Origin of the sequence: Kribbia dieselivorans NBRC 106261 (genome assembly GCF_001552435.1) — a bacterium.
GTDB lineage: Bacteria > Actinomycetota > Actinomycetes > Actinomycetales > Dermatophilaceae > Kribbia > Kribbia dieselivorans.
Window position 1 is genome coordinate 23,695 of record NZ_BCRE01000041.1, and the last position, 26,424, is coordinate 50,118.

At 67.9% G+C, this 26,424-nt stretch carries 25 protein-coding genes, 1 pseudogene and 1 riboswitch; of the genes and pseudogenes, 18 read left to right on the plus strand and 8 right to left on the minus strand.

Features of this window, described 5'->3' with window-relative positions; translation table 11 throughout:
- Positions 1-124: 124 nt before the first annotated feature.
- The 3 genes from KD1_RS03680 to KD1_RS03690 are packed head-to-tail and all read left to right on the plus strand — an operon-like array spanning position 125 to position 5,085.
- A complete protein-coding gene (locus KD1_RS03680; RefSeq protein WP_068397703.1) occupies positions 125-772 on the plus strand; it encodes a DNA methyltransferase family protein in 648 nt (215 codons plus the stop codon).
- Complete coding sequence (locus KD1_RS03685; protein WP_068397706.1) at positions 765-4,052, plus strand: DEAD/DEAH box helicase; 3,288 nt, start codon at positions 765-767, stop codon at positions 4,050-4,052. Before KD1_RS03680 ends, KD1_RS03685 begins: the two co-directional genes overlap by 8 nt.
- A 1-nt stretch (position 4,053) precedes the next feature.
- Positions 4,054-5,085, plus strand: a complete 1,032-nt coding sequence (locus tag KD1_RS03690; protein WP_068397708.1) for an Eco57I restriction-modification methylase domain-containing protein — start codon at positions 4,054-4,056, stop codon at positions 5,083-5,085.
- A gap of 374 nt (positions 5,086-5,459) precedes the next feature.
- On the opposite strand, the gene KD1_RS03700 is transcribed toward KD1_RS03690, so the two are convergent.
- Both KD1_RS03700 and KD1_RS17555 read right to left on the minus strand, forming a co-directional pair.
- Entirely contained in the window at positions 5,460-6,461 is a 1,002-nt protein-coding gene (locus KD1_RS03700; protein ID WP_068397720.1) for an IS3 family transposase, read from the minus strand.
- Complete coding sequence (locus tag KD1_RS17555; RefSeq protein ID WP_157073148.1) at positions 6,458-6,865, minus strand: transposase; 408 nt, start codon at positions 6,863-6,865, stop codon at positions 6,458-6,460. Before KD1_RS17555 ends, KD1_RS03700 begins: the two co-directional genes overlap by 4 nt.
- A gap of 166 nt (positions 6,866-7,031) precedes the next feature.
- On the opposite strand from KD1_RS17555, the gene KD1_RS03710 reads away from it, so the two are divergent.
- The gene (locus KD1_RS03710) at positions 7,032-7,745 is read left to right on the plus strand and encodes a restriction endonuclease (protein ID WP_157073149.1); all 714 of its coding nucleotides are present in this window, start codon (positions 7,032-7,034) and stop codon (positions 7,743-7,745) included.
- 50 nt (positions 7,746-7,795) lie between these two features.
- Here KD1_RS03710 and KD1_RS16755 read toward each other — a convergent pair.
- Positions 7,796-8,041, minus strand: a pseudogene (locus tag KD1_RS16755) (integrase core domain-containing protein); the annotation flags it as partial.
- Positions 8,042-8,141: 100 nt separating this feature from the next.
- Between KD1_RS16755 and KD1_RS03720 the strand changes: the two are divergent.
- Positions 8,142-8,822, plus strand: a complete 681-nt coding sequence (locus tag KD1_RS03720) for an SDR family NAD(P)-dependent oxidoreductase (RefSeq protein WP_068397726.1) — start codon at positions 8,142-8,144, stop codon at positions 8,820-8,822.
- A 66-nt stretch (positions 8,823-8,888) separates the two neighbouring features.
- Positions 8,889-9,218, plus strand: coding sequence for a DUF433 domain-containing protein (locus tag KD1_RS03725; RefSeq protein ID WP_068397729.1), 330 nt, complete (start codon positions 8,889-8,891; stop codon positions 9,216-9,218).
- 111 nt (positions 9,219-9,329) lie between these two features.
- Here KD1_RS03725 and KD1_RS03730 read toward each other — a convergent pair whose 3' ends face one another.
- Positions 9,330-9,974 carry a TetR/AcrR family transcriptional regulator gene (locus KD1_RS03730; protein ID WP_068397732.1) on the minus strand — a complete coding sequence of 215 codons (645 nt, stop codon included), beginning with the start codon at positions 9,972-9,974 and terminating at the stop codon, positions 9,330-9,332.
- A 109-nt stretch (positions 9,975-10,083) separates the two neighbouring features.
- On the opposite strand from KD1_RS03730, the gene KD1_RS03735 reads away from it, so the two are divergent.
- Positions 10,084-11,634, plus strand: coding sequence for an MDR family MFS transporter (locus KD1_RS03735; RefSeq protein WP_245627262.1), 1,551 nt, complete (start codon positions 10,084-10,086; stop codon positions 11,632-11,634).
- Between the two features lie 137 nt (positions 11,635-11,771).
- On the opposite strand, the gene KD1_RS03740 is transcribed toward KD1_RS03735, so the two are convergent.
- Positions 11,772-12,683: a helix-turn-helix domain-containing protein gene (locus KD1_RS03740; protein WP_068397735.1), complete on the minus strand. Its 912-nt coding sequence runs from the start codon at positions 12,681-12,683 to the stop codon at positions 11,772-11,774.
- Between the two features lie 91 nt (positions 12,684-12,774).
- Between KD1_RS03740 and KD1_RS03745 the strand changes: the two genes are divergently transcribed.
- The 6 genes from KD1_RS03745 to KD1_RS03770 all read left to right on the plus strand — a co-directional run bounded on the left by KD1_RS03745 (position 12,775) and on the right by KD1_RS03770 (position 18,889).
- Positions 12,775-13,413, plus strand: coding sequence for a DsbA family protein (locus tag KD1_RS03745; RefSeq protein WP_068397738.1), 639 nt, complete (start codon positions 12,775-12,777; stop codon positions 13,411-13,413).
- Positions 13,414-13,576: 163 nt separating this feature from the next.
- Positions 13,577-14,338 (plus strand): PaaX family transcriptional regulator C-terminal domain-containing protein, encoded by a 762-nt coding sequence (locus KD1_RS03750; protein WP_068397741.1) that lies wholly within the window; start codon positions 13,577-13,579, stop codon positions 14,336-14,338.
- Positions 14,335-15,963, plus strand: coding sequence for an acyl-CoA dehydrogenase family protein (locus tag KD1_RS03755; RefSeq protein ID WP_068397744.1), 1,629 nt, complete (start codon positions 14,335-14,337; stop codon positions 15,961-15,963). Before KD1_RS03750 ends, KD1_RS03755 begins: the two co-directional genes overlap by 4 nt.
- Before the next feature lie 5 nt (positions 15,964-15,968).
- Positions 15,969-17,540, plus strand: coding sequence for a class I adenylate-forming enzyme family protein (locus tag KD1_RS03760; protein WP_083542032.1), 1,572 nt, complete (start codon positions 15,969-15,971; stop codon positions 17,538-17,540).
- Positions 17,541-17,583: 43 nt separating this feature from the next.
- On the plus strand, positions 17,584-18,147 hold the full coding sequence (locus KD1_RS03765) for a carboxymuconolactone decarboxylase family protein (protein WP_068397747.1): 564 nt from the start codon (positions 17,584-17,586) through the stop codon (positions 18,145-18,147).
- A gap of 268 nt (positions 18,148-18,415) precedes the next feature.
- Positions 18,416-18,889: a nucleotidyltransferase domain-containing protein gene (locus tag KD1_RS03770; protein WP_068397750.1), complete on the plus strand. Its 474-nt coding sequence runs from the start codon at positions 18,416-18,418 to the stop codon at positions 18,887-18,889.
- Between the two features lie 335 nt (positions 18,890-19,224).
- Here the strand turns inward: KD1_RS03770 and KD1_RS03780 are convergent, their stop codons facing one another.
- Both KD1_RS03780 and KD1_RS03785 read right to left on the minus strand, forming a co-directional pair.
- On the minus strand, positions 19,225-19,662 hold the full coding sequence (locus KD1_RS03780; RefSeq protein ID WP_068397756.1) for a VOC family protein: 438 nt from the start codon (positions 19,660-19,662) through the stop codon (positions 19,225-19,227).
- Entirely contained in the window at positions 19,659-20,063 is a 405-nt protein-coding gene (locus tag KD1_RS03785) for a nitroreductase/quinone reductase family protein (protein WP_068397759.1), read from the minus strand. Before KD1_RS03785 ends, KD1_RS03780 begins: the two co-directional genes overlap by 4 nt.
- Before the next feature lie 416 nt (positions 20,064-20,479).
- Between KD1_RS03785 and KD1_RS03790 the strand changes: the two genes are divergently transcribed.
- Genes KD1_RS03790 through cobM form a run of 4 tightly spaced genes read left to right on the plus strand, consistent with a single transcriptional unit; the run spans position 20,480 to position 24,304 of the window.
- A complete protein-coding gene (locus tag KD1_RS03790; protein ID WP_217995789.1) occupies positions 20,480-21,328 on the plus strand; it encodes a ferredoxin-like domain-containing protein in 849 nt (282 codons plus the stop codon).
- Positions 21,325-21,987, plus strand: coding sequence for a precorrin-8X methylmutase (locus KD1_RS17285; protein WP_068397767.1), 663 nt, complete (start codon positions 21,325-21,327; stop codon positions 21,985-21,987). The genes KD1_RS03790 and KD1_RS17285 overlap by 4 nt, the downstream gene beginning before the upstream one ends.
- The gene (gene cobJ / locus KD1_RS03800) at positions 21,984-23,507 is read left to right on the plus strand and encodes a precorrin-3B C(17)-methyltransferase (RefSeq protein WP_068397770.1); all 1,524 of its coding nucleotides are present in this window, start codon (positions 21,984-21,986) and stop codon (positions 23,505-23,507) included. Before KD1_RS17285 ends, cobJ begins: the two co-directional genes overlap by 4 nt.
- Positions 23,504-24,304 carry a precorrin-4 C(11)-methyltransferase gene (gene cobM, locus KD1_RS03805; protein ID WP_245627263.1) on the plus strand — a complete coding sequence of 267 codons (801 nt, stop codon included), beginning with the start codon at positions 23,504-23,506 and terminating at the stop codon, positions 24,302-24,304. Before cobJ ends, cobM begins: the two co-directional genes overlap by 4 nt.
- On the opposite strand, the gene cbiE is transcribed toward cobM, so the two are convergent.
- Positions 24,301-25,530: a precorrin-6y C5,15-methyltransferase (decarboxylating) subunit CbiE gene (gene cbiE, locus KD1_RS03810; protein WP_245627264.1), complete on the minus strand. Its 1,230-nt coding sequence runs from the start codon at positions 25,528-25,530 to the stop codon at positions 24,301-24,303. The genes cobM and cbiE overlap by 4 nt on opposite strands.
- A 47-nt stretch (positions 25,531-25,577) precedes the next feature.
- Positions 25,578-25,730, plus strand: a riboswitch (cobalamin riboswitch).
- A 22-nt stretch (positions 25,731-25,752) separates the two neighbouring features.
- Between cbiE and KD1_RS03815 the strand changes: the two genes are divergently transcribed.
- The coding region (locus KD1_RS03815) for a magnesium chelatase ATPase subunit I (protein WP_157073151.1) at positions 25,753-26,424 on the plus strand (672 nt) is incomplete at its 3' end.

Sequence of the window (26,424 nt, forward strand, 5' to 3'; positions counted from 1 at the left end):
AGGGCTAGGTCTGGGACCACGGTCCAGATCAGACCTTCTGGCGGGGCGGCGCACTCCCACCCACGAGCGTTGTCTCACCCGTGCGGCAGGATGGGCGCATGGGTCGAGCAGCGCAGGTGCACCGATGACGCTGTCGCTTGTCGAGGAGCAGGTTGTGAAGTCGCGTGACCGGGTCAAGGCCTATGGCGAGGTCTTCACCCCGAAGCACATGGTCGAGCAGATGCTCGACCTGGTGGCTGAGGACCTGGAGACCGGGCCCGACTTCGTTGACAAGACCTTCCTCGAGCCGTCGGCCGGCGACGGCAACTTCCTGGTGGCGATCCTGCGGCGCAAGCTGGCCGCGATCGAACGGCGTTTCCCTGCTGACGAGTGGCGGAATGAGAGTCTGTTCGCTTTGGCCTCCATCTACGGCATCGAACTGCTCGAGGACAACCACGAGGACGCCAAGGCGAACCTGCTGGCCGAGTTTGTGGGGTTCCACCAGGCTCATGGCACCCCTGCTGATCCAGGCACCGGTCTGCACCGGGCGGCGGAGTTCCTCATCGGCACCAACATCGTGCGCGGCAACACCCTGACAGCGCAGACGCCTGAGGGTGAGGGCATCCAATTCTCCTGGTGGCATCGCGTTGAGGGGCAGCCCGGGGTGGTGCAGCGCGAGCCGTTCACCCTCGCCTCGTTGCGTGATGACGCCGGTTTCGACTTCACCGTGTACGCCACGTACGAGCCGTGCCCCATCGACGAGGTTCACGAGCAAGGGGGATCCGATGCCTAGTCCGAAGATCAGCACGTTCCGGGAGATCGTCCCCGTCATCTACTCGTGGTCGACGCCGGACGTCCCCAAGTACAACGGCTGGGAGAAGATCGGATACACCGAGCAGGAGAGCGCCGATGTGCGCATCAAGCAGCAGGCTTCCCAACTGTCGTTGACACAGGAGAAGCGTTGGTCGAGGAGGGCACTGTTCACCACCGAGGCCGGTGGGCGGTTCAGCGACCACGACTTCCACGCGTACCTCAAGCAGCAGGGCATCACGCGCGAGACCTCGCCGAGGCGGACGGAGTGGCACGATTTCAACGGCGCGGCGAAGAAGTCACTGGAGTACTTCAACGACTTCGCCGGTCAGGACTACTCAGACCTCCAGTCCACGGGTGCGGAGTACTACGTGCTGCGGGCCGAGCAGCAGGCGGCCGTGGACATGGCGGTGGAGGCCTTCACTTCTGGCAAGACCGAGGTGCTGTGGAACGCCAAGCCGCGATTCGGCAAGACTCTGTCGACGTATGACCTGATGCGTGGGCTCGACGTCAAGCGCGTTCTGGTCGTCACCAACCGACCGGCGATCGCCAACTCCTGGTACGACGACTTCATGCGCTTCATCGGCCACCAGACGACGTTCAAGTTTGTTTCGGAGTCGGCCTCGTTGGCGGATCGCGCACCGATGTCGAGGGATCAGTGGCGGGACTACTCCAACGCCCACCAGAACGAGGACCCGCGGATCGTGGAGTTCCTCTCGCTGCAGGACTTGAAGGGCTCGCAGTACTTCGGGGGCCAGTTCAACAAACTCAAGCACGTCGCGGACTTCGACTGGGACCTGCTCGTCATCGACGAGGCGCACGAGGGCATCGACACCACCAAGACCGATGTCGCCTTCGACCACATCACGCGACAGTGGACGCTGCACCTGTCCGGCACCCCCTTCAGGGCGCTGGCGGCGGGCAAGTTCGACCAGGATCAGATCTTCAATTGGACCTACGAGGATGAGCAGACGGCCAAGGCCCAGTGGCCGGACAGTGGTGAGGAGAACCCCTACGCCGCGCTGCCGACGCTCAACCTGCTGACGTACCAGATCTCCCGGATGATCAGCGATCGCCTGGCCGAGGGCGTGGCCATTGACGAAGATTCGGCCAACATCGACTTCGCCTTTGACCTCAACGAGTTCTTCTCGACCAAGGACAATGGCTTCTTCGTGCACGGGGACGACGTGTCGCGCTTCCTCGACTCGATGACGACGCACGAGAAGTACCCGTTCTCGACGCCCGAGCTGCGTGACGAGATCCGCCACTCGTTTTGGCTGCTCAACCGTGTCGCGTCAGCCAAGGCCCTGGAACGGATGTTGAAGAAGCACGAGGTCTTCAAGGACTACACGATTGTTCTGGCGGCCGGCGACGGCAAGAGCGAGGACGACACTGACGATGTCGCTGTCGGCAAGTCCCTCGACAAGGTGCGCAAGGCCATTGCGGAAGCCGAGGCCACCGGAGGCAGGACCATCACGTTGTCGGTGGGGCAACTGACCACGGGTGTCACGATCCCCGAGTGGACGGCGGTCATCATGCTGTCCGACCTGACCTCACCGGCGCTGTACATGCAGGCGGCGTTCCGGGCGCAGAACCCGTGCACCTTCGAGCGTGGGGGCCAGGTCTTCCAGAAGGAGAACGCCTATATCTTCGACTTCGCGCCCGAGCGGACGCTGACGATCTTCGACGCCTTCGCCAACAACCTGCACCCCAACCCCTCGGGCGACCCTGTGGCGCGGCAGGGCAACATCCGCTCTTTGCTCAACTTCTTTCCCGTTCTGGGTGAGGACACAGAGGGTCGGATGATCGAACTCGACGCGGCCCAGGTGCTGACCTTCCCGCAGGTGTTCAAGGCCCGTGAGGTCGTGCGCCGCGGATTCCTGTCGAACCTGCTGTTCGCCAACGTCGCGGGGATCTTCCGCTACTCCGAGCATGTGAAGGAGATCCTCGACAAGCTGCCGGTGGCCAAGCAGGGCAAGATCAAGAACGGCGAGCCGGTCGAGATTCCGCAGCCGCCGCCGGTCACCGACCCCTACGGCAACGTCAAGGTCGATGTCGAGACCGTGATCAACCCGAAGATCGCCCAGCTCGGCAAGCCGGTCTACCGAGTCGAGGACCTTCCGGCCATCCAGCCGGCAGCCCCTCCTCAGATCGCGGCGAAGCAGATCGCGGAGGCCGTGACCGAGCAGACCCGCCAGAAGCGCGAGGAGTTGAAGAAGGCCTTCGGACTGACCGACGCGCAGGTCAAGCGCGATGAGAAGCGGACCGAGCAGGTCGTGAGGGGAGAGGTCGAGCGCGCCTACGTCGAACACAAGATCGCGAGCAAGCACCTCGAGGACGAGCTGAAGAACGCGGCCACGGAGGCCGTGGCAGAGGACGTGCAGGCCAAGAAGCTCGAGCAGGATGGGGCCTTCCACGCGAGCATCTTGGCCATCGTCGACAAGACGATGGAGGAGATCGTGCCCGAGGTGGTCATCCGCGAGGAGACCAAGAAGGAGCAGAAGCGCGCCGACCAGACGATGGACGACACCCGATCCCATCTACGCGGTTTCGCCCGCACGATCCCGATGTTCCTGATGGCCTACGGCGACCGTGACCTGCGCCTGTCGAACTTCGACGACTACACGCCCGACGACGTTTTCGAGGAGATCACCGGCATCACCGAGGCCGAGTTCCGTATCTTGCGCGACGGTCAGGAGGTCACCGAGAAGGACGGCGCGGTCGTACAGATCCCAGGCATGTTCGACGAGGCCGTCTTCGACCGGTCCGTGCAGGAGTTCCTCGACAAGAAGGAGGCCCTGGCCGACTACTTCGACGACGCCCAGACCGAGAACATCTTTGCGTACATTCCGCAGCAGAAGACCTCGCTGGTCTTCACCCCGCAGCCGGTGGTGAAGATGATGGTCGACACCCTGGAGGCCGAGAACCCGGGCATCTTCAGTGACCAAACCAAGACCTTCGCGGACCTGTTCTCCACCGCGGGGTTGTTCTTGATGGAGCTCGTGCGACGCCTCGACGCTGGCTTGGCCGACACCTACCCGGACCTGGGGGAGCGACTCAAGCACATCCTGACCTCACAGGTGTTCGAGATGAGCCACAACCAGATTCTGCACCGCATCACCATCGAGGCGGTCTCTGGCGGTGTGCCCGAGCGCAAGGCGTGGCTCCAGGACTCAGGCCACTTCAAGGTGGGGAACCTGGCACGAATGAGCCCCGAGGAACGGCAGAAGATGGTCGACGAGATGCTGACGGAAGGCAACTGACATGAGCAAGAAGTTCGACGTCGTCATTGGCAACCCGCCCTACCAGGAAGAGGCCCAGGGTGGGGGAACCCGGGATACCCCCGTCTACCACCTGTTCATGGACGCCGCCTACGAGGTCGGCAAGAAGGTCGTGCTCATCACCCCGGCACGCTTCCTGTTCAACGCCGGGTTCACCTCGAAGACGTGGAACGAGAAGATGCTCGCAGACCCACACCTCACGGTGCCGATCTACGTCCGAGACAGTTCGGAACTCTTTCCCGGCACGAAGATTCGCGCAGGAATCGCTGTGACATATCGCGACGACTCCCGCGCTGGCGCTCCAATCGGGACATTCACGGCATACCCCGAACTCAAGACGATCCTGCACAAGGTGCGTGAGTCCGGCGCGACGTTCGTCGACGGTGATGTGTCGAGCGGACGGGATTACGCATTCACGCAGGCGATGCACGACGACCACCCCCACGCGGCGAGCAAGATGTCGAGTGATGCGCAGTTCCGGGTCAGCACGAACACCTTTGAGCAGCTTGAGTTCCTCTTTCATGCGACACCGCCAGCCGAAAACGGCACTTATGTGCGTCTCCTCGGTGTCATCAAGAACAAGCGGATCTACCGCTGGATTCGTAGCGCCTACATAACCTGTCCGGGGAGTTTCGACAAGTACAAGGTTGCTGTTCCTGCCGCGAATGAGTCCAACCAGTTGGGGCAGATGGCAGCTCCCCAGGTGCTCGGCCCCGGTGTGGGGGTGACGCAGACGTTCCTGACCATTGGTGCGTTCGACACCGAAGGTGAAGCACTGGCCTGCTTCGCCTATGTCAAGACCAAGTTCGCTAGAGCGATGCTCTACGTGTTGAAGGTGACGCAGCACAACCCGCGAAGCACCTGGAAGTGTGTCCCTGCCCAGGACTTCACCTCGGCATCAGACATCGACTGGTCCAAGTCGATCCCGGAGATCGACCAACAGCTGTACGCCAAGTACGGACTCGACGATGACGAGATCGCCTTCATCGAGGAGAAGGTCAAACCGATGGACTGACGGAGTGTTCCGGCCGAACCGACGCGCGGGCGGTCCATCGGTGGAGGCGACCACTCCTACAAGCCAAGGAGGAGCGCATGATGAGCAAGGCATGGGTGGTCCGTGCAGGTCGTGACGGAGAGCAGGAGCAAGCCAACCTCGTCGCGGACACAGCGACGATTGGATGGGGCATCGGCAACCTCACCGGGGTGTCGTCTCGCGAGGAGATGCGCTCGCTGATGGACGCCGCGTACCCCGAAGACTCCCCGGGTCGCCTGGCCAACCTCACTGGACAGGCTTGGGCATTCCGCAGCCAGATACGACCTGGCGACATCGTGATCATGCCGTCGAAACTTCGACCCCGGAAGATGTCAAGCAGTCTGAGACACGTCTCGTTACGCGGTCTGTATGAGGGCCTCCGGTGATGGCTGGTTGATCCAGGCGGCCTTGGGCAGCTGGGGGGCCTGGGGTCGGCGGTTGCCGAACCGTTCGGGGTGGGCGGCGTGGGCGGCATCGAGCGTGGTCTGGCGCTGGGCCCGGATCTCGGTTGCGGTGCCGTGGTGCACTGAGGCGGGGGTGTGCAGCCCGATCCCGGTATGACGGTGCTCATGGTTGTAGTAGCCGAAGAAGCCCTCGCAGAACGCCCTCGCGTCGGCCAGGGATCCGAACGCCTCGGGGAAGACCGGCGCGTACTTGAGGGTCTTGAACGCGGACTCGCTGTAGGGGTTGTCGTTGCTCACCCGCGGCCGGGAGTGCGACCGGTCCACCCCGAGGTCGAGCAGGAGCTGCGCGACGGGTTTGGAGGTCATCGAGGTGCCTCGGTCGGCGTGGATCGCTTCGGGGATGCCGTGGACGCCCATGGCTTCTTCGAGCATCGTCTTGGCGATCTCGGAGTCCTCGCTCGCCTGGACGGTCCAGGCCACGACGTAGCGGGAGAAGATGTCGAGCACCACGTAGAGCTGGAACCAGATGCCGCGGCCGGGGCCGCGGAGTTTGGTGATGTCCCACGACCACACCTGCCCGGGCCCGGTGGCCAGCAGCTCGGGCTTCTTCTTCGCCGGATGGGTGGCCTGCCGGCGCCGTTCGCCGGCCGCGCCGTGGGCGCGCAGTAGCCGGTGCATCGTGGACATCGAACACAGGTAGGTGCCCTCGTCCAGCAGCGTGGCCCAGGTCTGGGCCACCGACTTGTCGCAGAACCTCTCCGAGGTCAGCACCTGCAGAACCTGCGCCTGCTCGGCGGCAGCGAGTGCGTTCGGGGGTGTCGGCCGCGGCCGGGGGTCGCGCGCCCGTGGGGGCTGCTTGGCGCGGTAGTGACTGCCCCTGGCTCGGCCCAACAGTTCGCATGCCTTCTTGACCGAGGTCAGCTCGGCGAGCTCGTCGACCGCCGGGTTGATCACCGCTGCGACCGCCTCGGCGTGTCCGTGCTCTCGGAGAGCGTCTCCAAGAGCGCGTGTGCTTTTCCCACCAGGTCCAACGCGGCCTGGGTCTTGGCCACCTCGGCCTCAGCCTTCTCCGCCCGCGCCCGCAGCTGCTCGATCTCCCGGTCCCGGCGGTCCTTGGCCTTGGGGCCGAGCGCGGCACTCGCGCCGGCCTCGGCGGCCTTGCGCCACTCCGCGATGTGGGAGGAGTACAGACCCTCCCGGCGCAGGATCGCGCCACGCTCGTTACGGTCCGCGGCGTCGTACTCGGCCAGGATCTGCGCCTTGTACTCCGCGGTGAAGGTGCGCCGCTTCGGACGGTCTGCTCGAGGGGTCACCACCCCATCATCGATCCGGGCAGCATCGGCCAACGTCATCGTCATCCGGTGTCTCGCTTCTCGCCCCGTGCAGAGGGAAGGAACTCAGCAGTGGTGTCTCACCTCAGCCTGACGCACAGGGCCCGGTTACCTTTACCTCGGCAAGAGCTCCGGGCCGTACCGCTATCAAGCCAACGAGTCGGACACTGAACGTCGACATCAGCTCCCCGTGGTGTGGCAGGACGAGCCGGTCTCCAAGTCCGCAGTCAAGGACGACCTGCTGTACTCGCTCAACTCGATCATGACGGTGTTCAACCCTACGCGGAACAATGCAGGTCAGCGCGTGCTGGCGCTGTTCAACACCGGCGAGGATCCCGGCAACATCGGGTCCTGGCCGAAGTTGCCCGAGCCGCGAAAGTCCGACGCGAGTCCAGACTCAACCGAGGTGTCCGACCCCGACCCCACGCCAAGTCTGGAAGCGATCAGGGACCAGATCCGCACGCATCTGGTTGAGAACTTCGCGGGCCACAAACTCACCGCTCTGGTTTCCGACATTCTGGAAGCCCTGGGATTCCACTGCGAGGTCTCGCCCCCTGGCCCTGACGGCGGTGTCGACATCCTCGCTGGCAGGGGACCCCTGGGCCTCGACTCACCCACCCTGATCGTCGAGGTCAAGAGCGAGCCCACCGCGATCGATGTCAAGGTCGTGCGCGGACTGCATTCAGCGATGACCCAGCACCGAGCTGACCAGGGCCTCCTCGTGGCATGGGGCGGAGTGACCACCGCAGCCACGCGTGAGTTCCTCCGCGACCGGACCTCCTTCCGGATCTGGGACTCGGAAGAACTCCTCAATCGTCTCTTCGAGACCTACGACCGTCTGCCGGCAAGCACCCGGGCTCGGATCCCTTTGAAGCAGGCCTGGGTCCTCGATCCGGAGGGTTCATGAACGGTGCGCGCCGGATGCAGGAATGAACCGCCCGAGGTTGCTGGCCGCTCTCATACGGGCTGCGACTCGAGGTTGAGGGGAGCGTAGTGGGCGGTGCGGTACTCCACGGGGGTCATCATTCCAAGGGAACCGTGGAGGCGCCGGTTGTACCAATCGACCCAGCCGGCGGTGCCGTATTCGACGTCGGCGAGGGTCTTGTAGGGGACGTCGTGGACTACGGTGGTGCGGACGCATTCGGTCTTGTTCAGCCCGATGATGCACTCCAACAGGGCGTTGCGGATCGCCTGTGGCAACGCGACCGCTGATCGGCCACGGCGAACCGGCAGTGCTGCCGGTAGCGCTGCGGCGGCGGTCTGCCTGACTGGGACGTGCCCGCGATCCCCATAGCATTGGCGCATGGATCTGCAGCTCACGGAGCACGTCATTCTCGTCGTCGGTGGTCGCGGCCTCGTCGGCAGCGCCATCGTCGATAGGCTCCGGGCGGAGGGTGCAACGGCGATCCCGGCCTCACGTCGCGCCGGGGACGGGCTCGTGATGGACGCCTCCGACGACGCGTCGGTCGCCGCCGGGTTTGCGCGTGTCCACGCCGAGCATGGCCGCCTCGACGGGGTCGTGGTCGCCGCCGCCCCCAGCGCGCAAACGCTGGATCCTGCGCGGAATGCGGATCCCGATCAGGTGTTGGAGGCGTTCGAGGGAAAGGCGTTGACGTTTCTGCGGGTGGCGAATGCGGCGATCCCGAGCATGCGCGAGGCGGGGTACGGGCGCATCGTCGGGCTGAGCGGGCAGAATGCCTTCCTTACCGGGAACCTCGCAGGATCGGTGCGGAATGCTGCGGTCATCATTGCCGCCAAGAACCTCGCCGACTCCCTCGCCGGCACGGGTGTCACCGTCAATACGGTCAGCCCCGGCGCCGTCACGACCGAACCGTCGGCCGAGGTTGCCGTCGCCAGGGGCGGGGACTCGACCCCCGCGGATATCGCCCACCTCATCGCGTTCCTCGTATCCCCTTTGGCCGGTGCCATCTCGGGAGAATCCATCGCGGTCGGCCACCGCGTTCGAGGGGTGACGAGCCTCTGATGTCCTTTCATCCGCTCCATAACGCTGACATGCACCAGTAGTCTTGGGGCTTGGAGGTGCATCGAGATGACCGCAGTTGCGATCGAGCCAGACCAGGTCCCCCTGATCAGGGACGCGGCGGGTCGCCTCATGGTCATGGGTACTCGCGTGCCCTTGGACACCCTGGTGTCGGCGTTCAAGCGGGGCGACTCGCCCGAGAGGATTCAAGAGTCCTACCCCACGGTGGCACTCGCCCATGTCTACGCCGTGCTGGCCTACTATCTGAACCACCGCGCCGAGGTTGAGATTTACCTCGCCGATCAAGAACGGCGCGGTGCCGAGATCCAGGCGCGAATCGAATCCCAATACCCGCCCGAAGGTCTCCGGGCGAAGTTGCTGGCCCGGTTGGACACGTGACCATCCGGTAGGGCTCGGTTCGCTACCTGCCGCTGCGCTAGTGGACTGACCCGCCAGGTTGGAGTTCTTCGGTCTGGGAAGCCCGTCAGGCGTGGCTCTCGCCCCGAGGTCTCAAAAGTCGTCCACGATCTGCTCGAACTGGCTGAAGTCCGGCCCGGGCCCAGGCAGCGGGGTGTTGCCGCCGCGCTCCCAGATGCTGTCGAGGACCAGGATGAGGTAACGCCGCCACACATCCGACCCGGCGGGGCCGTGGAGCCGGCCGAGCAGGTGAGTGAGCACCATCAGGTCGCCGCCGCTGAAGCCGTCGCGCAGAACGCCGGCGTCGTGGCCGCGCTGGACGAGCGCGTTGATCCGACTGCCCATCTGCCGGCCCATCTCCTCGCGCCGATCGAGAAGCCGTGGATTCGACTCTCCTTCTCGCATCATCACAGCGGGCAGAGCGCGGTCGCTGTGCATGGCCATTGCCATGCGCTCACAGAAGGAGGCGATGCCCGCGCGGACGTCATGCTCGGCCAGCGCCGCATCGGCGATGGCGACGATCTCGTCGAGCTTCTCCTCGAAGAGGGCGTCGATCAGCGCGTCCCGACACGGGAAGCGTCGGTACACCGTGCCGGTACCCACCCCGGCAGCACGGGCGATCTCGTCGAAGCCGACGCTGATGCCCCGGTCGGCGAGCAGCTCCTTGGCTGCGGTCAGGATGCGTTCGCGGTTGCGCTGGGCATCGGCACGGAGCGGGGTGGCATCAGGGGTGGTCACCCGACCACCGTAGCAAGTGGAAAACAACTTCCGGTTAGTGCTACTCTGGCGACGGCTTGAAACGGAAACATTCTTCCGCTTGTGATCGCCGAGGTGAAAGGCCCCACCCGTGTCCACGCTCGAAACCCAGACCAAGCTCCGCCTGGTCTTCTCCGGACTCCTGGTCGCAATGCTGCTCTCCAGCCTCGACCAGACGATCTTCAGTACCGCCCTGCCCACCGTGGTGGGTGAACTCGACGGCGTCGACCAGATGATGTGGGTCCACACCGCATACATCCTCGCGGCCACCGTGACGATGCCGGTGTATGGCAAGTTCGGTGACCTGTTGGGCCGCAAGTGGCTCTTCATCGGGGCACTCGGGCTGTTCATCGCCGGCTCCGTCGTCGGCGGGTTGGCCCAGGACATGACCTGGCTCATCATCGCGCGCACCATCCAGGGTCTCGGCGGCGGTGGCCTCATGCTGCTCAGCCAGGCGATCGTGGCCGACGTCGTCCCGGAGCGGGAGCGCGGCAAGTACATGGGCGTCATCGGAGCGGTGTTCGGACTCTCGGCGATCGCCGGCCCGCTGCTCGGCGGCTGGTTCACCGAGGGCATCGGTTGGCGCTGGGCCTTCTGGATCAACATCCCGCTCGGCCTGCTCGCCGTCGCCGCCGCCTGGGCCTTCCTGCCCAAGGGCACCCGGCACGCGTCCTTCCGACCCGACATTGCCGGCATCGTCTCGATGGCGGTCTCGGTGACCTCGGTCATCCTGGTGACCTCGTGGGGCGGGAACACCTACGACTGGACCTCGGGGACGATCCTCGGGCTCATCGCGCTCGCCGTCGTCGCCGCCATCGTCTTCGTGCGGGTCGAACTCCGCGCGGAGCACCCCATCATCCCGATGCACCTGTTCGCGGACCGCAACTTCACCCTCTCCACCGCCGTCGGGCTGATCACGGCCATCGCGATGTTCGGCACCATCGGATACCTGCCGACCTATCTGCAGATGGTCGAGGGCCTCGGCGCCACCCAGGCCGGTCTGATGTTGATCCCGATGATCGCCGGCATGATGATCACGTCGCTGTCCACCGGTCAGTTGGTCTCGAAGTACGGCCGGTACAAGTGGATGCCGATCGCCAGCGGGGTGGTCATGGCCGTGGGCCTGTTCCTCCTGTCGACCATCACGCCGGAAACGAGCCTGTGGGTGCTGTCAGCCTGGCTCTTCATCCTCGGCGCCGGCATGGGTCTGGGCATGCAGATCCTGGTCCTCGTCGTCCAGAATGCCTTCCCCGGCAAGGAGGTCGGTACGGCCACCGGTGCGAACAGTTTCTTCCGTGAGGTGGGTGCCTCCATCGGCGCCGCGGCCGTCGGCAGCCTGTTCACTGCGCGACTGACCAGCGAACTCACTTCGCGTCTGCCCAACACCGGCCAAGGCGGCATGGACACCAATGCGCTCACCCCTGAACTGGTCGGGCAGCTCCCGTCGGCCATCCACGACGCGGTCATCACGGCCTACTCCGAGGCGCTCACGCCGGTGTTCGCCTACCTCGTCCCGGTCATCCTGGTGGGCGTGGTGATGGCCTGGTTCATCCAGGAGCGCCCGCTGGCCGTCGAACTGCCCGGAGGGAACGTGCCACCGGACGCCACCGAGCCCGTCCTGGCGGACGAACGCCTCGGCTGACCGCACGAGAGCCCCGGAGCGCGTCCACACCGGGGCTCTCGTCGAGCAGGGGATCGGTCAGGTAGCCTCGCACAGGCCCGGCAGATGACCGTCGTCACGCGCAACACGCGACGCTTCGCGCCTCTCGGCGTCACCTGTCACGACCCTTGGGGCCCCGCCGGTCCTTGACCGGCACCGGATCGGAATTGTGCCCGAAACGCGGTCGGCGTCGCGTTGGCCCGTAGCGCGAAGTACTTGACGAAGTTGCTCGCGTCGGGAAACCCGAGCCGTGCGGCGATGGACGCCGCCGGGTCGTCGGTGTGCGCGAGCAGCCGCTTGGCCTCGAGGATCACCCGCTGGTCGATGAACTCCTTTGCACCGACCCCGGCCGCCTCGATGGTGGCCCGGGTGAGGGTGCGCGGGGCGTACCCGAGGCGCCGGGCGTAGTGGGCGACGTCACGATGCTCCGCGAAGCCCTTCTCGACGGCGGCGCGAAAGCGGAGGAACGTGTCGTCGGCCGGACCGCGTGGCGTCCCGGCCGAGGTGGTCAGGTTGGTCACGCGGAGGACCAGCACGGCGAGCAGGTGGCGCAGGATCGCCGATCGAGCGGGTTCGGGCACATCGCCGGCGCCGTATTCCTGCGTCAGGTGCGCCAAGGCCTGCCGCACCGCGTCGCCCTCGGCGCCGGCGGGGGTCCAGAGCATGCGTCCGAAGGGATCGTCGAGCGAGGCCTCGGCGGCGGTCGTCGCCGGCAGCGTGCCGGCGGGAAACATCACGACGGACCCGGATGCCGATGATAGATCCCCGAAGCGCTGCACCTGGCCGGGCCGAACCAACAGCCACGCCCCGTCGGCGACGACATGGTCGTGGAAGTCGACCATGTGCACGATCACGCCGCGATCGACGGTGAGCAGGAGGTGGAAGTCGGGTCGTTGTGCCCGAGGTGAGGATTGGTGCTCCTGCATCCGGCGGTGCAGTTCGGCGAGGGTGACCACCTCGACACCGGCCGCATCACCGGCGGGCGGCGCGTACTGAACTCCGGGAATGACTGCGTGACCGTTTTTCACCATGATGAGACCCGAGCGTACCTCGTGGACCCGGGGTTTGCTGCGTAGTTTGGAGTCACAAACAACCAGCGATACCGATCCGAACGGAGATCCCATGAACGACCGTGTCCAGCTCACCTACGGTTTCGACGCCTACTGCGGTTGGTGCTACGGCTTCGGCCCGGCGCTGCACGAGTTCGCCGAGCAGAACGCCGATCGCATCGACCTCCAGGTGCTCTCCGGGGGCCTCTTCACCGGGCCTCGCGCCCAGCCGATCGGCGACTTCCCGCACATTCCGGGGGCCAATGACCGGATCGCCACGCTGACCGGCGTGACCTTCGGCGATGACTACCAGCAGGTGCTCACCGACGGCACGCGGGTGATGGACTCCACCGACGCGGCGACGGGTCTGGTCGCCCTGCGGCGGCAGGCGCCGGAGCGTCAACTCGAGTTCGCCGGCGCCCTCCAGCGTGCGTGGTACGTCGACGGTCGGGACCTGTCCGACGCCGAGGTCTACCGCGACCTCGCGGCCGAACTCGGCCTGGACCCCGACGCGGTCGTCGCGGCCTACCTCGACCCGGCCAGCCGCGCCGAGGCGGAGCGCGAGTTCCGCGAACTGCGCCAGCTGGGTGTCGACTCCTACCCGACACTCCTGCTGCACACCGACCGCGGCGCCGTCCGGCTGGGTGGCCCCGTCTCCAGCGCGGCCACCCTGACCGAGGCCCTCGATCAGTACTTGGCCGTTCGGGCCTGACCCCATCCCGCGCCGCTCCGGCCCCTGCCCCTTCGTGGTCAGGGGCCGGAGTCGTGTGTGCTCGCGCTCTCCTGCGCGGCATCAGTCGCATTACACTCATGAATCAGTTGATGTGTACATGTAATACTCGTGGGGTGAAGAGCGCCACCTCGGCCGGTCATCGATGACCGCCATCGACGAGTTGATCTCGCCCCTCAGTGCCCGATCCGTGGCGCTGAGCCTGCTGCTGGGCTCGCACCCGCCGCGCATGAGCGCACGCGACCTGACCACGCTCGGCGAGCACTTCGGCATCGCCCCCGCGACGACACGCGTGGCCCTCTCGCGCATGGCCTCCGCCGGTGACCTGGTCCTGGCCGACGGCACCTACGCCCTGGCCCCCCGTCACCTCGAACGACGCTCCGTCACCGAAGAACTCATGCGACCGCGTTGCCGGCCCCACAGCGGCATGTGGCGCATGGCCGTCGTCGTCGACCGTGGGCGATCGGCCGCGCGCCGCGCCGCGCTGCGGACCGACATGATGCGCCACCGCTTCGCCGAACTGCGCGAGGGTGTCTGGCTGCGCCCGGACAACCTCGCGAGTCACGACGCTCCGCAACCCGAGGAGGTGCGCTCGTTCGTCACCCTGCCCGATGACGAACGTCGTCTCGCCCGAGAATTGTGGGATCTCGACAACTGGGCCGAGACCGCCCACCTCCTCCTCGACACGCTGCGCTCCGACGGCGAGGCGATGCTCCGCCTCGCCGCCGCGGCCGCTGCCGTGCGCCACCTGTGCACCGACCCCGCGTTGCCCGACGAACTCGCCCCCGAGCACTGGCCGGCCGACGAGTTGCGCTGGACCTACGACGACTACCGAGCCGAGCTCGCCGAGACCCTCACCCGTATCACTGCGTCAACCCCAGCCACCACCACCCAGGAGAAGCGATGATCACCCACGAGGTCTTCAACCAGGCCCCATTGTTGGTTGACTACAACACTGCCGAGTACCCGGCAATCCGCGAGGCGCTGATCCGCGAAGGCGCGAGCGACGCCCTCGACGAGGTCGACGAGGTCGGCATCGCCGCCGGCACCGCCCACGCCCTCGACCTCGGCGACCTCGCCGAGGAGCACCCGCCGGTGCTCAAGACCCACGACCGCTACGGCAACCGCGTCGACGAGGTCGTCTACGACCCGGCGTATCACGAGCTCATGCGCACCGCGGTCGGCTTCGGGCTTCACGGAGCGCCGTGGCGAGACCCGCGCCCCAACGCCCACCTCATCCGCGCGGCCAAGTTCAGCCTGTGGCAGGCCGTCGACGCCGGCCACGGCTGCCCGATCTCGATGACCTACGCGGCCGTGCCGGCGCTGCGCGTCGACCCCGAGCAGGCCGCGCTGTACGAGCCGCTGCTCACCACCGACGTCTACGAGCCCGGGCTGCGGGCGCCGGGCACGAAGGCCGGCCTCATCGCGGGCATGTCCATGACCGAGAAGCAGGGCGGCTCCGACGTGCGCGCCAACACCACCACGGCCACTGCGCAGTCGGACGGCAGCTACCGCATCGTCGGGCACAAGTGGTTCACCAGCGCCCCGATGTCGGACATCCTGCTCACCCTCGCACAGGCCCCCGGCGGCCTGACCTGCTTCGTCCTGCCGCGCGTCCTGCCCGACGGCACGCTCAACCCGATCAAGATCCAGCGGCTCAAGGACAAGCTCGGCAACCACTCCAACGCCAGTAGCGAGGTCGAGTACGAGAACGCCCTCGGGTGGCGACTCGGTGACGAGGGCCGTGGCGTGCCGACGATCATCGAGATGGTCAACAACACGCGACTGGACTGCACCCTGGGCACCGCGACGCTGATGCGACAGAGCGTCCAGCAGGCGATTCACCACGTCGCCCACCGCGCCGCGTTCGGCGCGACCCTCATCGACCAGCCGCTCATGCGCAACGTCGTCGCGGACCTGGCCGTCGAGGCCGAGGCGTCGACCACCGTCGCGCTGTGGCTCGCCGCGCTGACCGACCGCGCCCACGCCGGAGACGAGCACGCTGCGCTCCTGCGCCGCATCGGACTCGCGGTCTCCAAGTACTACGTGTGCAAGCGCGGGCCGGTGCATGTGGCCGAGGCGCTCGAGTGCCTCGGCGGCAACGGGTACGTCGAGGAGTCTCGGATGCCGCGGCTCTTCCGCGAGTCGCCCCTGGCGTCGATCTGGGAGGGCACCGGGAACGTGGCGGCGCTCGACACCCTGCGTGCCGTGGCGAAGCAGCCGGAGACCCTCAATGCCCTCTTCGACGAACTCGACTCCGTCGCCGGCGCGGACGCGCGACTCGACCGTTTCGTCGCCCAGGTCAAGACGCAGTTCGCGAACCCCGAGACGCTGGAGTTCCGGGCCCGCACGGTGGTCGGCGATCTCGCCCTCGCCCTCCAGGGTGCACTGCTCGTGCGCTTCGGTCACCCGGCCGTGGCCGACGCCTTCACCGGCTCACGACTCGGCGGGGAGTGGGGCACCGTCTTCGGCACCCTGACCCCGGGCATCGACACCGCCGCCATCATCGAACGCTCCGTCCCGAAGGCCTGATCACCATGACCACACAGACCCTCTCCTCCACCGACGCGCCGGCGCCGGCCACCGGCGGGGCACCCACGCTCTACGAGATCCTCCAGCGACGGGCGCGCCTCACTCCCGACGCCGAGGCCTACGTCGACGGCGACCTCCGCGTCACGTACGCCGAGGCGGAGCAGCGTGCGGTCGCCCTGGCCGCGCACCTCGCCTCCCTCGGGGTCACCCCGGGCGACCGGGTGGCGATCCTGGCCAAGAACGGCGAGTTCTTCGCCACCGGCCTGTTCGCGGCGGCCCGCCTGGGTGCCATCGCAGTGGCGGTCAACTGGCGCCTGCCCGTTCCCGAACTCGTCCACGTGCTCACCGACAGCGACCCCGTCGTGATCCTCCATGACGACGACTTCACGGCCAATGTCGACGGCTTCGTCGACGCGACCGGTCGCGCGATCCCGCGACTGGTGCACACCGCTTCGGGTCAGGGTGGGTACGCGGAGGCCATTGCCGGCCACACCGGGGAGGTGACGCCGCCCGCGGACGTCGCCCTCGACGCTCCGGCTCTCATCATGTACACGTCGGGCACGACCGGCCGCTCGAAGGGCGCGGTCATCACCCACGCGAACCTGTTCTGGTCCACGGACGGCATGACGGTCACGATGCCGTGGGAGGCCTCGCACCGCTTCCTGCTCGTCGCGCCGATGTTCCACATCGGCGGGCTGGCGCCGTTGATCGCCGATGTGTTCCGGGGTTCGGCCACGGTCTTCATGCGCGACTTCGACCCGGTCGCCGTGTGGCAGACCATCAAGGCCGAGCGCATCACGACGATGATGACGGTACCGCTCATGGCCCAGGCCATGCTGCATGTCGCCCGCAACGCGGACGTCGACGCCTCGAGCCTGATCAACATCACGTGCGGCGCCTCGCCGGTTCCGCCGGAGCTCGTCGATGCGTTCGCCGAACTCGGAGTGGTCCTGCAGGTCGTTTACGGTTCGACGGAGTTCAGCGGGCAGATGACGCTCGCCGGCCCGCACATCGGGCCGGACTATGTTCGCGGTCAGGGGCGTGCGGTCTTCCACAGCGACCTGCGGATCGTCGATCCCGTCACCGGTGCCGACCTCCCGCCGGGGGAGGCCGGCGAGGTGTGGATGCGAGGCCCGCAGCGGTTCGCGGGGTACTGGAACAACCCGGTGGCGACGGCCGGCGCGATCACGGCCGATGGCTGGTACCGCAGTGGTGACCTCGGCCACGTGGACGAAACCGGTGTTCTCGTGCTCGTCGACCGCCTCAAGGACCTGATCATCAGCGGTGGGGAGAACGTCTATCCCGCCGAGGTCGAAGCGGTGCTGCGCCAGCACCCCGCCGTGCAGGACGTGGCCGTGGTCGGTACACCGGACAGCACGTGGGGCGAGATTGCCGTGGCGTATGTCGTCGCGACGAGTCCCGAGGGCGAGTCGGCCGACGAGATCGTCGCCTTTGCGCGCGAGCGACTGGCCGGGTTCAAGGTCCCCAAGCAGGTCACGTTCATCGGGCAGCTTCCCGTCAACTCGGTCGGCAAGGTGCTCAAGGGGCAACTGAGGGACGCGGCCGTCGCGCACTGACGGCTGGCCCGGTCCCATTTCGCCCATACATCCAGGAGCCACGATGCCCGCGTTCACCATTCCCGAATTGCCCGCCGAGTCGAAGGCACTGCTGGAGCAGGTGGTCCCGCCGCCGAACCAGCCCCCGCTGCTGTATTTGGCGATGGGTGCCAACCCGCGGGTGCTGGAGGGGTACGCGCGCGGCCCGATCCTGGGGCTGCACGGCCTGCTTCACACCGGTCAGCTCGACCCGGCGGATCGCGAACTCGTGATCCTGCGGGTCACTGGCCGGTGTGGGGCCGAGCACGAGTGGGGTGTGCACGTCGCGTACTTCGGCAAGACCTCCGGGCTCACGCCGAGTCAGGTGGCCGCGACGGTGACGAACGACGCTCCGGAACCCGGGTGGACGCCGCATCAAGGGGCGATCATCACCATTGCCGATGCGGTGGCGGATCGTCGTGCGCTCACCGACGAGCAGGACGCGCAGGTTCGCCAGCAGCTCACCGACGCCGAACGGGTGGAGTTCCTGGCGGTGGCGTCGTTGTACCTCGGCATCAGCGCGCTGTGCCAGGTGCTCGAGATTCCCGCCGAGCCGGGGGCACCGACGTTCCCCACCGGCGCTGGCTGACCGCGTCGCAACCAGGCGGGATCAGGCGTCGCTCTCGCCACTGTGCTGGAAGGCGTCGAGGAAGACGTGGGCCACGTGATCGTCGGCGATGCGGTAGACGATCTGGCGACCGTGCCGTTCTCCGAGGATTCCCTGCCGATGGAGGACGGGCGCTTTGCGGCGGTTGTCTGGTTCGAGGGAGGTGGCGTTGGAAGAGGCTGTTCGCGTCGAGTTGGAGCGCGTGCTGCGCTCCGATGGCTGCTTGGCTCGGCTCTGATAAGGTTCACTTATGGACCTGACGGATCAGTATCTCGGAGCACGTCGGGCGGAAGAATTCGCACGGCTTCGCCGGATCTTGGTGCTGCGCGCCATGCAGGGTGAGGGCATGAGCCAGCGTGAGATCGCGAATGCCGTTGGGATTTCCCAGTCGGCGGTGAGTCAGCAGTTGGCAGCCGCACCCGACCTGGCGGCAGTTGACCCAGAAACCCTCGTGAACGCCGCCGCTCCGGTGCTCAAGGAACTGGCCGCGGTGCGTGGCTACACGAACTTGGCGGTGTTCGGATCGGTGGCGCGTCATGAGGCCCGGCCTGATTCTGATATCGACCTGCTCGTCGACGCTCCGGTCGGGACGAGCGGTTTCGATTTCGTCCGGTTCAAGGAGACGCTGGAGGTGGTGCTGGGCAGGGAAGTCGATCTCGTGTCTCGCGGTGGTCTGAAGCCAAGAATCGATGACGACATCCGGCGCGAGGCGGTCCTTCTCTGATGGATCGACGCACAGCCAAGGAGTTGCTCCACGTTCATGGATGGCTCACACGCGCAACTGAAATCGTCGCTCGCGGCAAGGGTGAGTATCTGGATGACCCGCTGCTTCAGGAGGCGGGCGACTCGCTCATGATGAAGCTTGGCGAGGCCGCGGGACGCCTGGACCGTTTGGGTGTCGTCGTTCTTCCAGTGGCCCTCTTGCGTGGGCCGTAGAACGACGAGACCAGGACGGTCTTTCCAGATCCGGACTCGCCGAACATTGCGACGTGCTGTTGCCGGACGCGCGGGTAGTTCGCCATGCCCTGAACGTCTCCCAAGTCGGGGACAGCGTTTCGGTCAATCGAGACAGAACTCGTTGCCCTCGGGGTCGGCCATGACGAGGTGTCCGGCACCCATGGGCGGCGCGGGCTCGAAGCGGGCCAGTCGCGTCGCGCCCAACGTCTGCAGGCGAGCGGCTTCGAGTTCGAGCAACTCCATCCGCGAATCTCCCTGTAACCCAGGTGCAGCGCGCACGTCCAGATGCACCCGGTTCTTGACCTGCTTGCCCTCGGGCACCCGCTGGAAGAACACGCGTGGTCCGGCGCCGTCCGGATCGATGATCGCCGAGGCGTCGTTGTGACGCTCCGGCGGCACGCCGAAGGCGGTGAGCGCCGCCTCCCACGTGGCGAAGCCGGCGGGCGGCTCCTGAACGCGGTAGCCGAGCGCCTCGGCCCAGAAGGCGGCCAGTGCAGCCGGGTCGGCGCAGTCGAACGTCACTTGAACGGTGCGACTCATTCGGCTGACATCATCGGCGTCACCCGGAAGACCGGGTGGTCGGCTGGATCGGGCAGCATGCGGAATGGCGCCTCAACACCGCGGGCCTCCTTGCGGTACGCGGCCAGGATGGGTCCCCGCTCGGTGACCGGAACCTCCTGGGCACGAACGGACCGGTGGTGACCGTGGTGGGTGAGTTCGCCGATGCCGCTGGCACGCAGGTTGCGGCTCCATTGCGTATCCCCGTAGACCGCGACGAGGTACTCCGAGCCACCTACGACGACCGGTTGGATCGGCGTGTGATGCGGGCGATTGGATCGTCGCCCAATGACGCTGAGGTCCTCGATCGCACCCGGAGTGAGTCTCCCCATGATCGGGTTGAACACGCGCCGCGTGAACGCTGACGGTTTGAGGTAGGTCATGACCGAGGCTCCTTCGGTCGTCGAGGGGCGCGACTCGCCCGCCGCGCTCCTTCCAGTGGAGCACCGCGGCTGAGGCCGGTCAATGCCCGCACGCCAGGTCGATCGAACGACGTGACCGCTATCGCACGGGCTGGCGCAGGATCGTCCGCAACTTCTCCGGCGCGCGAAACTCGCCCGCCCGGGCGCGGTACGCAGCGAGCGTTCTCTTGAAGTCGACCTTGTCGGCCACCGTGTCCCTCCACTTGGGCGCTGACAGTCCGAGCGTACATTTGAGGTACACAAAGTCGCGGGTCCTTCTTGGCGAACCCCGGTTTCATGCGGATCTGCCAGAGACCGAATCGACTTTGTGTACCTCAAATGCACGCCTGCCCGGCCGTCAACGTCCCCGAGACGCACGAGCGGTACCCTGTGTGACCGTGCCACCAGTCCTGCGTGATCGCCAAGATCGTTGTCCCGGGGTGCTGCGGCCGTGGCCGGCCGACGACGGCCTCCTCGTGCGCCTGCGCCTCATCGGCGGTCACGTCACCGCCACGCAACTCACGGACCTGGTGGGGGTGGCCGAGCGGTACGGCGACGGGCGCATCCACGTGACGAGCCGCGCCAACCTGCAACTGCGCGCCTTCCCCGGCACCGACGGCCACCTCGACGAGGCCGCCCTGCTCGCGCTCGAGTCCACCGGACTCCTCCCGACGCGCACCCACGAACTCATGCGCAACGTCATGATCTCCCCCCGGACCGGCATCGCCGGTGGCCGCGCCGACCTCACCCCGCTCGGCCGCGACCTCGACGCTCGACTCTGCGCCGACCCGGCCCTCGCGCACGTCCCCGGCAAATTCCTGTTCGTCCTCGACGACGGCCGCGGCGACCTCCTGAACCACACCTGCGACCTGGGCCTCGTCGCGCTCGACGACACCACCGCGCAACTGCGGATCGGCGATGGGTGGGGTGAGATCGTCGACCTCAACGACGCCTCCACCACCCTCGTCGAGCTCACCGTGCGGTTCCTGCAGATCCGCGGCACCGGCCCCACCGCCGCCTGGCACGTGCAGGAATGCGCCACCCCACTGGCCGACGCGCACCGGCCCGACCCGCGCCTGCCCACACCGATCGACCCGCTGCCGTACGGTGACGTCCCGGGCGGCCGGCACGTCGAGGTCCCCGCCACCGGCCTCGACCGCGCCGCCATCGACACCCTCACCGCCGATTCCGACCGCCTGATCGTCACGCCGTGGCGCGGCATCTACCTCCCCAAGGACCCCGCATGACCCCGAAACGCCCCGCACGCCACTACGAGTACGTCGACAACGGCCCGGCGATCTACGTCGACTCGTTCGCCACGATCCGCCGCGAGGCCGACCTGGGCGGTATCCCGACCGACGCCGAGAAGCTCGCGGTGCGCATGATCCACGGCAGCGGCCAGGTCGACCTCGCGAAGGACCTCGTCGTCCACCCGCAGATGGTCGCCGCCTCCCGCGCCGCCCTCGAGGCCGGAGCGCCGATCCTCTGCGACGCGACGATGGTCGCCACCGGCGTCACGCGCGCCCGCCTGCCCCGGGACAACGACGTCATCTGCCTCCTCAACGACGAGCGCGTGCCCGGCCTGGCCCGCGAGTGGGCCACCACCCGCACGGCCGCGGCCGTCTCCCTCTGGGAACCCCACCTCGAGGGCGCCCTCGTCGCCATCGGCAACGCCCCCACGGCGCTGTTCCACCTGCTCGAGATGATCCTCGACGGCGGCCCGCGCCCGGCCGCGATCGTCGGATGCCCGGTCGGCTTCATCGGCGCTGCCGAGTCGAAGGAGGCTCTCATCGACTTCGACACCACCCACGGCATCGACATCCCGTTCGTCACGGTCCGTGGCCGGCGCGGCGGCTCGGCCATGACCTCCTCGGCCCTCAACGCCCTCGCGCAGGAGAAGGAGTGAGCGGCCGTTTCACCGTCGTCGGCATCGGCCCGGGCGACCCCGAACTCATCACGCTCAAGGCCGCCCGCATCATTGGCCAGGCCGCCGTCGTGGCCTACCACGCGGGCGTCAACAAGGCCTCGCACGCCCGCCGCATTGCCGCCGACCTGATCCCGGCCACGGCGATCGAGGAGGAGTTGCGCTACCCGATCACCACGGGTGTGACCGATCATCCGGGCGGCTACGTCGGCGCCATGGCCGACTTCTACGAGGACTGTGCCGTACGACTCTCCGCCCATCTCGACGACGGCCGTGACGTCGTGCTGCTCGCCGAGGGCGACCCGCTGTTCTACGGCTCGTCGATGTACCTGCACGACCGGTTCACGGGTGTCTACGACACCTCCGTCGTGCCGGGCGTGCCCGCCTTCGCCGCCGCCACCGCCGCGATCTCGACACCGCTGGTGCGGCAGAACGACGTGCTGACGGTCCTGCCCGGCACGCTGCCCGAGCCCGAACTCGCGCGCCGTCTGGCCGACACCGACGGCGCGATCATCATGAAGCTGGGCCGCACGTTCCCGGCCGTACGTTCGGCCCTCGCGCAGGCCGGCCGCCTCGACGGAGCGTGGTACATCGAGCGCGCGTCGCAGGCCGAAGAACGCTGGTTGCCGGTGTCCGACGTCGACCCCGCCTCGGTGCCGTACTTCTCGCTCATCGTCGTCCCCGGCGACAGCGCGGCCGACCCGAGCGCGGAGCGTCTGCGCAACGGCGCGGCCGCAGTCGCGAACGGCTCCGGGGCGAACGGCCACGTCACCCCCGCGGAGCTGCTCGTCGTCGGTCTGGGCCCCGGTCCCGACCAGTGGCTCACCCCCGAGGTCTCCGCCGCGCTCGCCGAGGTCGACCACATCATCGGGTACGGCCCGTACGTCGAGCGCGTGCCCCAACGGGCCGGCCTGACCCGGCACGCCACCGGCAACACCGTCGAGGTCGACCGTGCCCGGCACGCCCTCGACCTGGCCAAGGCGGGCGAGAAGGTCGCGGTCGTCTCCGGCGGGGACGCGGGCGTGTTCGGCATGGCCGCCGCGGTGTTCGAGGCCGCCGAGGACCCGACGTACGCCGACGTCGCCATCCGCGTGCAGCCGGGTGTCAGCGCGGTCCAGGCCGTCGCGGCCAAGGCCGGAGCGCCGATCGGCGCCGACTTCGCGGTCATCTCGCTCTCCGACCGGCTCAAGCCGTGGGAGGTCGTCGAGAAACGCCTGCGCGCCGTCTCCGAGGCCGACCTCGTGCTCGCGATCTACAACCCCGCGTCGCGCTCGCGCACCGAGCAGATCGCCACCGCGCGGCAGGTCCTGCTGGAGCATCGTGCGCCCGAGACCGTGGTCATCGTCGGCCGGGACGTGGGCCGGGCCGAGGAGTCGCTGACGCTCACCACGCTGGGTGACCTCGACCCGGCGACGATCGACATGAAGTGCCTGCTCATCATCGGAGCATCGTCGACGCGGGTCAGCGCGGCCGGCGTGTGGACGCCGAGGTTCGTGCAGTGAGTGCGCAGGCTTCCGTGACATCGGCCACGGTCCACTTCGTCGGCGCCGGGCCGGGCGCGGCCGACCTGCTGACCGTGCGGGCCACGCGCCTGCTCGGCGCCGCCGACGTCGTGCTGTATCCCGGCACGTACCTCGACCCCGAGGTGCTCAGCCACGTCAGCCCGAGCGCGACGCTGATCGACACCCAGGACCTCGACCTCGACCAGATCACCGCGCACCTTGTCGACGCCCACCGCGCCGGCCAGGAGGTCGTGCGGCTCGCGTCGGGGGACCTCACCGTGTACTCCGCGCTCTCGGAGCAGACGCGCCGACTCGACGCGGCCGGCGTGACCTGGGACGTCACCCCCGGCGTGCCTGCCTACGCCGCGGCCGCCGCGCTCGTCGGGCGCGAGCTCACCGTGCCGCTCATCAGCCAGTCCGTCGTGCTGACGCGCACCCAGGCCCGCTCGACGGCGATGCCCGCAACCGAGTCGTTGGCCGCGTTCGCGGCCACGCGCGCCACGCTCGTGCTCCACCTGGCGATCCGGCGCACCCGCGAACTCATGTCCGAGATCGAGCCGGAGTACGGCCCGGACTGCCCGGTCGTCGTGGTCTACCGCGCCAGCCAGCCCGAGCAGCAGATCCTGCGCGGCACGGTCGGCACGATCGCCGACCAGGTCGAGCAGGCGGGTCTGACCCAGGCCGCGGTGATTCTCGTCGGCCGCGCGCTCGACCCGGCCAGCGGCGGAGAATCGTTCCTCTACGACGCCTCCCGCGACCGACGGCTCAAGCGCCGGGCCTCATCAGAACCGGCCTAGACAGCACCCCGCGTGAACGCCCACTGCGTCACCGTACGCAGTGGCGTCCACCCGGTGTAACCGCCGATCGGGGCGGACACCTCGACGGCGATCCGCGTCAGTTCGCCACCGTGCTCCGCGTGCGCCTGCCCGAGCAGCCGTTCGGTCTCCACGGTCACGCCGTGCACGACGATCCGACCGCCGACGGGCAGCGCCGCCAGGCACGCGTCGAGCACGCCCGGCCGCGTCGCGCCGCCACCGATGAAGATCGCGTCGGGCGTGGGCAGCCCGGCCAGGGCCTCGGGTGCGGGGCCATTGACGACGACCAAGCCGGGCACCCCGAGGGCCGCCGCGTTGCGCGCCACCCGGGCGGCCCGGTCGACGTTGGCCTCGATCGCCGTCGCCGTGCACGTCGGGTGCGCGCGCATCCACTCGATGCCGATCGACCCGGCGCCGGCGCCGACGTCCCAGAGGTGCTCACCGGGCACGGGCGCCAGACGAGACAGCGCGGAGGCGCGCAGATCACGTTTGGTCAGCTGACCGTCGTGGTCGAACGCCTCATCCGGCAGGCCCGCGACCCACCCACCTCGCGGCGGGCCGACGAGTTCGAGGCCCAGCACGTTCAGCCGCGGCGACTCGCCCGACCAGGTGGCGGCCACCCCATCCCGGCGCAGGAACGCCCCGGAGCCCAGGTCGCCGAGCACGTGCATCGCGCTCGAGCCATACCCGGCCTCGCGCAGCAGCCCGGCGACCTCACCGGGGGTCGACTCGTCCGACGACAGCACGATGATCCGCCGCCCCGGCGCCAACTCGCGCAGCACCAACGCGCTGTCGCGACCCACGAGCGTGACGACGGCACACGACTCCGCGGCCCAGCGCAGCTCCGCCCGGGCCAGCGTGACCGACGAGAGCGCCGGGAGCACCCGCACGTGGGAGGCTCCGAGCACGTCGATGAGCGTCGACCCGATACCCGAGACGAGCGGGTCGCCCGAGGCCAACGCGACGATCGTGCCGTCACCCAGGCTCGCCAGGAACGCGGGCAGGGCCTCGCGCAGGGGCGAGGGCCACACCTCCCGACGCTGGCCGGAGCGCGGTGGCACGAGATCGAGATGACGACGCCCACCGACGAGCACGGTCGCCTCCAGGACGAGTGCGCGGTGCGCGTCGGGCAGGTCGGACCAGCCCTCGGCCCCGATCCCGACGACCGTGACGAACGGCTGGCTGGTGGGCGGCATCGTGTCGGACACCCTGCGCACGCTATCGTGAGGGTCGGCGCGAGGTGCCTCGCAGGCTCAACCATCGGAAACGGTGGGGTCGGCCGATGAGGAGAATCTGGGAAACCGGTGCGAATCCGGTACAGGCCCGCTGCGGTGAATCAGGCCCCTGACCGACGTTCCGGCCCGGGGATCTGACCAGTCCGAAGACCGGCCTCGCGCCCGATTCATTCGTGCAGCGAGCGGGAGCCTCACATGTCGGTGCAGTACCCCTTTTCAGCGATCCTCGGCTGCGAGGTCGCGTCGGACGGCTCGTCGGGCCACGGTCTCGACGACATGGGGCTGGCCCTCATCCTGACGACGATCGCCCCGGAGATCGGTGGCGTCCTCATCCGCGGGGAGAAGGGCACGGCGAAGTCCACCGCGGTGCGCGCGCTCGCGACCGTGCTCCCACCGATCGACGTCTACGCCCGCGATCGCTTCTCCATCGACCCCGCCGACACGTCGGCGATCTCACCCGACGGTCCGTTCACCGGCGCCGAGGTGCTGACCAGGCCGGTGCGCCTGGTCGAATTGCCGGTCGGCGCGACGGAGGATCGGGTGCTCGGGTCGCTGCACCTCGAGCGTGCCCTGGCCAAGGGCAAGGTCGAGTACGAACCCGGTTTGCTCGCGCGCGCCCACCGCGGGGTGCTGTACGTCGACGAGGTCAACCTGCTGCACGACCATCTCGTCGATCTGCTGCTCGACGCGGCCGCCATGGGGCGGGCCACGGTCGAGCGCGATGGCGTCTCGGTCGAGCACGCGGCGCGGTTCGTCCTCATCGGCACGATGAACCCGGAGGAGGGTGAGTTGCGCCCGCAACTGCTCGACCGGTTCGGGCTGACGGTGGAGGTGGCCGCGCCGCGCGAGCCGGCGCTGCGGGCCGAA

Bases quoted from the DNA above. Each gene is read 5' to 3' on its own strand.
- KD1_RS03680 (WP_068397703.1), top strand. From the start codon at position 125: ATGACGCTGTCGCTTGTCGAGGAGCAGGTTGTGAAGTCGCGTGACCGG.
- KD1_RS03685 (WP_068397706.1), top strand. From the start codon at position 765: ATGCCTAGTCCGAAGATCAGCACGTTCCGGGAGATCGTCCCCGTCATC.
- KD1_RS03690 (WP_068397708.1), top strand. From the start codon at position 4,054: ATGAGCAAGAAGTTCGACGTCGTCATTGGCAACCCGCCCTACCAGGAA.
- KD1_RS17555 (WP_157073148.1), bottom strand. From the start codon at position 6,865: ATGACGATGACGTTGGCCGATGCTGCCCGGATCGATGATGGGGTGGTG.
- KD1_RS03720 (WP_068397726.1), top strand. From the start codon at position 8,142: ATGGATCTGCAGCTCACGGAGCACGTCATTCTCGTCGTCGGTGGTCGC.
- KD1_RS03725 (WP_068397729.1), top strand. From the start codon at position 8,889: ATGACCGCAGTTGCGATCGAGCCAGACCAGGTCCCCCTGATCAGGGAC.
- KD1_RS03740 (WP_068397735.1), bottom strand. From the start codon at position 12,683: ATGGTGAAAAACGGTCACGCAGTCATTCCCGGAGTTCAGTACGCGCCG.
- KD1_RS03745 (WP_068397738.1), top strand. From the start codon at position 12,775: ATGAACGACCGTGTCCAGCTCACCTACGGTTTCGACGCCTACTGCGGT.
- KD1_RS03750 (WP_068397741.1), top strand. From the start codon at position 13,577: ATGACCGCCATCGACGAGTTGATCTCGCCCCTCAGTGCCCGATCCGTG.
- KD1_RS03755 (WP_068397744.1), top strand. From the start codon at position 14,335: ATGATCACCCACGAGGTCTTCAACCAGGCCCCATTGTTGGTTGACTAC.
- KD1_RS03760 (WP_083542032.1), top strand. From the start codon at position 15,969: ATGACCACACAGACCCTCTCCTCCACCGACGCGCCGGCGCCGGCCACC.
- KD1_RS03765 (WP_068397747.1), top strand. From the start codon at position 17,584: ATGCCCGCGTTCACCATTCCCGAATTGCCCGCCGAGTCGAAGGCACTG.
- KD1_RS03770 (WP_068397750.1), top strand. From the start codon at position 18,416: ATGGACCTGACGGATCAGTATCTCGGAGCACGTCGGGCGGAAGAATTC.
- KD1_RS03780 (WP_068397756.1), bottom strand. From the start codon at position 19,662: ATGAGTCGCACCGTTCAAGTGACGTTCGACTGCGCCGACCCGGCTGCA.
- KD1_RS03785 (WP_068397759.1), bottom strand. From the start codon at position 20,063: ATGACCTACCTCAAACCGTCAGCGTTCACGCGGCGCGTGTTCAACCCG.
- KD1_RS17285 (WP_068397767.1), top strand. From the start codon at position 21,325: ATGACCCCGAAACGCCCCGCACGCCACTACGAGTACGTCGACAACGGC.